The following is a 6,553-nucleotide window of genomic DNA, read 5'->3' as shown; positions in this document are numbered from 1 at the left end:
CGCGGGAGGGCTTCGAGATCATCGAGTTGCCCGCTGTGGAAACGGCTGTCTGTGGCGTCCATCTCGGCTCCATGGACCACATTGCAGAAAGCTGAGGCCTTGCACGCTGAGATATTCGCTCGAGGGCTAGTCCACTCCGGGCCGTGCCGGGAACTCTATGTTCGAGCGATTTCAGAGGATCAGTCCGATTGGGTGACCGAGCTGCAGCAGCCTGTTCGTCGCGGCTAGAAGCGGCCACCACTACGCCGGAGGCCCCCTTCTCCCGGAGTGCAGTCGCTTCCGCGCGAGTAATGTCCGCCTCAACGCCATGAGCCGATGGTCCGGTTGCCCTGAAAGTACGCGACGCAGCTGAACGAATATGGAACCACAGACCATCTCGTCCAGCTGCGCCATGATGCCCCGCTGCCCACTGTGCTCCTTCAAGAGATCATCGCGTGGAGGTTGCGGCAGCTACCGCAAGCCAAGGCCTGAGCCCTCTGATCTACTCCACAAGCTTCCCGGCCACGGAGTCCTCGGCGTGGGCCTCGGCCAAGGCCCGGAAGGACTCGGGAGCAGGAGCCAATGTTTCAAAACTGACGCCTCCACCTGGTGACCAGACAAAGTTGCCCTGCAGTGACGGGTCCATCTCAGGGAAGTCGGCACGGTTGTGCGCTCCGCGGGTTTCGCGTCGTTCAATGGCGCACTCCAGAGTGGCTCGTGCGGCCAGGAGGGAACCCAGAAGGTCATAGGCGTGGGCCAGGTCGTCGAAACCTGCGATGTCCGGGTGCGCCGTAACAAAGCCGGCGCGTTCCTCCAGGTCAGCCAGCTTCCCGAGTCCCGCTTTCAGCCCCTCTTCGGTGCGCACCACACCGGCATGCTCGGTCATGAGATTGCGCAATTCACGCTGGAGCCGACGCGCTGATTCAGTACCCTTCCCGTTAAGAAGGCCTTGCATTTCGGTGTGGGCCAGCCCCACCGCTGCAGGATCCCGGCGAACATCGGTGCGTGAACGTACGTACTCGGCCACATGTTCGCCAGTGATCCGCCCGTAGACGAGCAGTTCGATCAGTGAGTTGCCCCCGAGCCGATTGGCTCCATGCAGCCCCGAGGATGCCTCGCCAATGGCATAGAGTCCGTTCACTCCGGTCCCGTGATCCTCCGGTGCCACCCAGACCCCGCCCATGGAGTAGTGAGCTGTAGGTGCAATCTCTATTTTGGTAGTGGTGATGTCCAGCATCTGAAGGTCGATCAGGGTGCGGTAGACCCGGGGCAGCTTTTCCATGATGGTCTCGCGAGGCAAGTGGGAGACGTCCAGGTAAACCCCGCCCTTCTCTGTCCCACGACCTTCGGCAACCTCAGTGAATCCCGCAAGAGCCACCCTGTCACGGGTTGAAAGCTCCATGCGCTCGGGGTCGTACCGTTCCATAAAGCGCTCGCCGAGGGCGTTGGTAAGGATCCCGCCTTCCCCGCGTGCGGCTTCGGAGACCAAGGTGCCTGCGGCGTCGTCGGGGTCAAGGAGGCCTGAGGGGTGGAACTGGACCAGTTCGGCGTCGCGGATGCGGGCGCCGGCCAGCGCGGCAAGCCTGAAAGAGTCGCCGGTGTTCTCATCGCGTCGTGAGGAGGTGTGGCGCCAGATGCGCGTGTGGCCGCCTGCGGCCAGGATGACCGCGTCGGCGTGGATCTGCACAGGGGTTCCGTCGACGACGTCGAAGCCATAGGCACCAAAAATGGTGCCGTCGGCTACCAGGAGCCGGGTGATGTAGACGGTGTCGATGATGGGTACGTTCAACTCGGCAGCCCGGCGCATGAGGGTCCGCTGGATCTCCAAACCGGTGTAGTCCCCGGCGTAAGCGGTTCGGCGATACTTGTGGGCGCCGAAGAAGCGCTGGGAGATGCGGCCGTCTTCTTCGCGAGCGAAGGGCATCCCCCATTTCTCAAGGTCCTCGATGCCGCGGGCAGCATTCCGGGCGACGGTTTCGACAATGGCCGGATCGGCCAGGAAGTAGGACTCACGCAAGGTATCGGCTGCGTGCTGTTCCCAGCTGTCCTCGGGGTCCATGGTGCCCAGGGCTGCGTTGATCCCACCGGCTGCCAGGCTCGTGTGTGCATCGTGCTTTCTGCGCTTGCCAACAGCCAGCACCTGAACTCCTCTCTGGGCGAGTTCAATGGAGGCGCGCAGGCCGGCGCCGCCGGTTCCGATGACCAGCACTGAAGTGGACAGGAGACGTTCTGGAGTTGAGGAGAGGTTCATATCCACAACGCTAGGAGGATTGGCGCTATGTCTCCAATGAATTATTCTGCTCGCAGTGATGCGTTTATGCTATGACCATGAAGTTGGACCAGTTGCGCTCCTTTGAAACAGTGGCTCGTGTAGGGCATTTCACACGTGCGGCCGAGGAGCTCTATCTTGCTCAACCATCGCTCAGCCGACAGATAGCAGCACTGGAGGCCGATCTTGGTACGGCACTTTTTCACCGCAGGCCCTCAGGAATCACGCTGACGAATGCGGGAGAACTGCTCTTGCCCATTGCCCGGCGGATGCTGGGGGACGCGCAAGCAGCGCAGGACCAGATTCAGGAACTCGCGGGATTGCGCCGCGGCCGCGTCCGGCTCGGGGCCCCACCTACGCTGTGCGTCTCGTTGGTGGCGGACGTGCTGGCCGCTTTCCGCAGCACCCATCCTGGAGTGGAATTACACATCACTGAAGGCGGCTCGCGTTTTCTGGTTGATGCCCTGAACGAAAGCACTCTGGACCTGGCCCTGGTGGTCACCCGGGGAACAGACCCTTCCGTGCCGGGCACTGAACTGGTCCCTCTGCTGTCCGAGGAGCTGGTGGTTATTTCCGCCTCCACCTCAGGGTTGCCGGAAGAATTTACCCTCGAGGAACTTGCGCGTGTACCGCAGGTGGCGTTCAACCGAAGTTACGAACTGCGCATGGCCACTGATGCTGCGTTCGCCGCGGCCGGCGTCGAGCCTTTGATTGCCGTCGAGGGCGGGGAAATGGATGCGGTGCTGCGGTTCGTGGAACGCGGGCTGGGTGTGGCGGTCGTACCGGCGATGGTGGTCATTGACCGGCCCGGGCTTCGCAGCGCGCGTCTGGTGCGTCCAGCGCTGAGGCGGACCGTCAACCTTGCCCGGCGCAACGACGTCGGACCTTCAGCGGCTGCAGCCGCCATGCAGCAGTTCATCTTCGACACGGTAGACCGCCTCGCGGCTCCGGGCACCGAATTGTCGCGCCTGGTCACGGCGGCGCCACATGGCTGACCGCTGGCAGCTTGCGTGACTGGCCCGGTAAATCGACGACGACGGCAGGCGGGCTCAGCCTTCAGGCGCGGGGGAACACGGCCAACAGTGCACCGGAACGGTTGGTCCAGCCCTACTTTTATTTCTTTTCCGCCGTCCAGGACTGCCACGAAACCAGCGAGGCAATCCCTCTACCACCAACGGGGTACGCAATGCGGTTGGTGCCGTGCTGGCGGTGGGGATGGCCAGCATAACTTTGGTGAACGTGGTGGCGGGTGAGTCGGAAAGCCACTGCATTGAGTCGTACGGGGAGCGGGTGAAAGTTGAGGGTGGTTTGATGAACGTGGTTAACGGCGAAGGGGAGGGGCTTGCGAATGCGTAGAGGACCTAAAGCGGGGTTTGCGCTGCTTGCGTTGCTGACACTTACAGCAGCGGGTTGCGATGAGCGGCCTTTTACGCGGGACTATGCACGGTCCGTTCCAAACTCTGTTATTCAGGTCGGTGAGAAGTCGGACAAGACCTGGGAGTACGTGGACCGGGACGGCGTATCACGGGAACTCGATGCCTGTGAAGATCTGAGTCCGTGGAACGCAGCCTATAGCTGCGCCTCACCCGACGGTTCAGTGGAACTAACCTTTAGTTCCTCTAAACGCTTGCGCAATCCGTCGCTTCGGGTCGGCGACGAACACGTGCCCCTGCACTGCATTAACGACGGATTTTGGGGCGACGGGCTGAGGTTCTGCCTACCGGCGTCTGACCCTGCCGTCCCGCCCCAGCCGGTTCCCCGCCGCGACAAGCCCTGACGATTGCCAGGCTCGGCAGCAAACCTGGACGGCGGCTGGTCCAGCCTTCCGCGGCACTCTACTCCGCCATCTAAGGCTGGCGAGGAAGCATGGCTGCAAAGAGGAGGACGGGCCCGAACCAGGCGAGGTAAATGACGGTGACGGGCAAGATGGCCATAAACCAAAGGGCGAGCTTGCCCTGCAGAGCGGTACGGGCCGTTACTTCGTCCCTGAGGTCAGAAATGACCTGGGCATTGTCATGTAGCGCGAGGGACTTTCGTGTTCTTGCCACCAGCCGGGTGACGTACAACATCGCCAGCAGCAAGAACAGGCATGCAGTGAGGAGAATTATGGTCCCGGCAATTATCAATCCAAGATTCATACCGTCCCCCCAGCAACGTGTTTTCCTCGTCGGCGCCAGCATAGCTCTAAAGTTCTTCAGACCCCCTCAATGCGGCTTTGACGGGCAACTCCGCCTGGCCGCCGCATTGGACCACTGGAAGGCTCCGGAACGCAAGTGTCCCGCCTGATGGGGGATCAGGCGGGACCTTTCAACCATAGTTTCGCTGGCTGGTGATTTGCCGAGTGCCTTTTGCCCTCGTCCCGGGGGAGCGCTGAGCGTACGCTGGCCCCATGGAGTCCGAGGTCAGGACTGTCAAACTCAGCACGGGTATCAGCGTCCCCTGTTTCGTGCGAGGTCGTCTTGAACAGACGGTCGACGACGGCGGCATACCGTTGCTGCTGTTGCATGCCTGGGGTGAGTCCTGGCGGAGTTTTGAGCGGCTGATTGCCTCGGTTCCGGACTTGGTTATTGTGGCACCGGATCTTCGTGGGCATGGTCGTGCCGACAAGCCCTCCGGTGGTTACTCGCTGATTGAAGCGGCCGAAGACGTTGTGGCTCTATTCGATGCCCTGGATCTCGTCCGTGCCCACGTGCTGGGTTCTTCCAGCGGGGGATATGTTGCCCAACAACTAGCTGTGATGCACCCGGCGTTGGTGGCTTCGCTGACTCTGGTTGGGTCACCGTTGAGCCTGCAAGGGAAGCCGCCGTTCGCCGCAGAAGTGGAATCCCTGGCTGATCCGGTTTCAGAGGAGTGGGTCCGGGAATCGTTGTCCTGGTATCGGCTCCTGCACACGGTTCCTGCGTCCTATATTGAAGACCGGGTGCAGGACGGTCTCGCAATGCCGGCATCGGTGTGGAAACAATCGCTGCGCGGCTACTACGAAGCCGTGCCGCCAACAGAAACCGGCACCATTTCAGCCCCCACCCTGATTCTGTGGGGTGCTCACGACCACCTGGTGCCGCGACACCATCAGGAGACCTTGGCCCGACGGATACCGGGATCGCGTCTAAAGATCTATGAGGAGACCGGGCATCTGGTGCTGTGGGAATGTCCGGAACGGGTGGCTGCAGATGTGGTGGGGTTTGTGGGTGATGTGCGGAGCGGCTGGCCCTGATCTTCCGCGGGCCAGCCGTTCTTTACCTCCTCAGACTGACTGAGTTAGAGGATGGCCGTCATGACATTCCAGCCGGTGCCCACTTTTGTGGCCGTGGGCCAGGCGGCGCCCCCGCTACCGGCGTAGAGCCACAGCTCACCGGCTGCGTTGCGTGCCAGGATGTCGGCCTTGCCGTCGCCGTTGAAGTCACCGGGTCCAACCAGGGAGTTCATGACGTTCCAGCCCTGGCCGATCTGCTGCGTCGGGAGCCAACCACTTCCGTTGCGATAAAGCTGGAGTGCGCCGGCCGCGTCGCGAGCAACAATGTCAGGAGTGCTGTCCATGTTGAAGTCTCCTACGCCTGTAATTTCGGACATCCCGTTCCAGCCAAAACCTGCATAATAGCGAGGCAGCCAACTGCCGTTCCCGTCGCCGGGATAGACAAATAGCCAGCCTTCGCTGGAACGCGCAACGATATCGACGAACTCGTCGTCGTTAAACTGTCCGATGCCCTCAATTGCCGTCATGCTCTCCCAGCCACTTCCTACCTGGACGCGTGAAAGCCAACCACTCGAGCCGTTACCCGGGTAGAGCCAAAGCAGTCCGCTTCCATCCCGGGCCAAGACATCTGCATTACCGTCACCATTGAAATCTCCGGGCGCGACGATGGCTGTCATGATGTTCCACCCTTGTCCCACCTGCTTACGTGGAAGCCACCCACCTGAACCGTCGCCGGGGTAGAGCCACAGCAATCCCGCCGAGTCCCTGGCGATGACGTCCGCGGTGCGATCTCCGTTGTAGTCGTTCTTGACGGGCGGTTGTGTATTCCCATCAATGACGGATATGTGGTTAGACACCACCGTGTAGACCTTGTTGTTGAACGGGTTTACGGCAGCCATGAGCCACGGCGAGATCCTCAGCGTCGTTGTGCCGTTGTTCCGACCGTCAATGACTGTGGTGCCTCGCTCGGCCATCGAAACATAGATTTTGTTGTTCGTCGGGTTCACTACGATTTTCTTCACACGCGTAGGCGTGGGGATTTTTGCTGTCTCCTTCATAGTGGTCCCATCGACAATACGGACGGATCCAGTATTGGATGCAGCAGCCGAACC

Annotated in this window: 5 protein-coding genes; 2 read left to right on the top strand and 3 right to left on the bottom strand. The window is 61.3% G+C overall.

What is annotated here, in order from left to right; genetic code table 11:
• Window positions 1-481: 481 nt before the first annotated feature.
• Window positions 482-2,230, bottom strand: coding sequence for an L-aspartate oxidase (locus tag HP499_RS18870; RefSeq protein ID WP_172325703.1), 1,749 nt, complete (start codon window positions 2,228-2,230; stop codon window positions 482-484).
• Window positions 2,231-2,301: 71 nt separating this feature from the next.
• Here HP499_RS18870 and HP499_RS18865 point away from each other — a divergent pair, with 71 nt between their 5' ends.
• Window positions 2,302-3,243, top strand: a complete 942-nt coding sequence (locus HP499_RS18865; RefSeq protein WP_172325702.1) for a LysR family transcriptional regulator — start codon at window positions 2,302-2,304, stop codon at window positions 3,241-3,243.
• An 852-nt stretch (window positions 3,244-4,095) separates the two neighbouring features.
• On the opposite strand, the gene HP499_RS18860 is transcribed toward HP499_RS18865, so the two are convergent.
• The gene (locus tag HP499_RS18860) at window positions 4,096-4,386 is read right to left on the bottom strand and encodes a hypothetical protein (protein ID WP_172325701.1); all 291 of its coding nucleotides are present in this window, start codon (window positions 4,384-4,386) and stop codon (window positions 4,096-4,098) included.
• Between the two features lie 251 nt (window positions 4,387-4,637).
• Between HP499_RS18860 and HP499_RS18855 the strand changes: the two genes are divergently transcribed.
• Window positions 4,638-5,462 carry an alpha/beta fold hydrolase gene (locus HP499_RS18855; protein WP_172325700.1) on the top strand — a complete coding sequence of 275 codons (825 nt, stop codon included), beginning with the start codon at window positions 4,638-4,640 and terminating at the stop codon, window positions 5,460-5,462.
• Window positions 5,463-5,506: 44 nt separating this feature from the next.
• Here HP499_RS18855 and HP499_RS18850 read toward each other — a convergent pair.
• Window positions 5,507-6,553: FG-GAP-like repeat-containing protein (locus HP499_RS18850; RefSeq protein WP_216660156.1), on the bottom strand; the 1,047-nt coding region annotated here is incomplete at its 5' end.

The sequence above is a fragment of the Paenarthrobacter sp. CM16 genome, assembly GCF_013179505.1.
In the GTDB taxonomy this organism is placed as follows: domain Bacteria; phylum Actinomycetota; class Actinomycetes; order Actinomycetales; family Micrococcaceae; genus Arthrobacter.
This window is presented reverse-complemented; position numbering and strand designations above follow the sequence as displayed.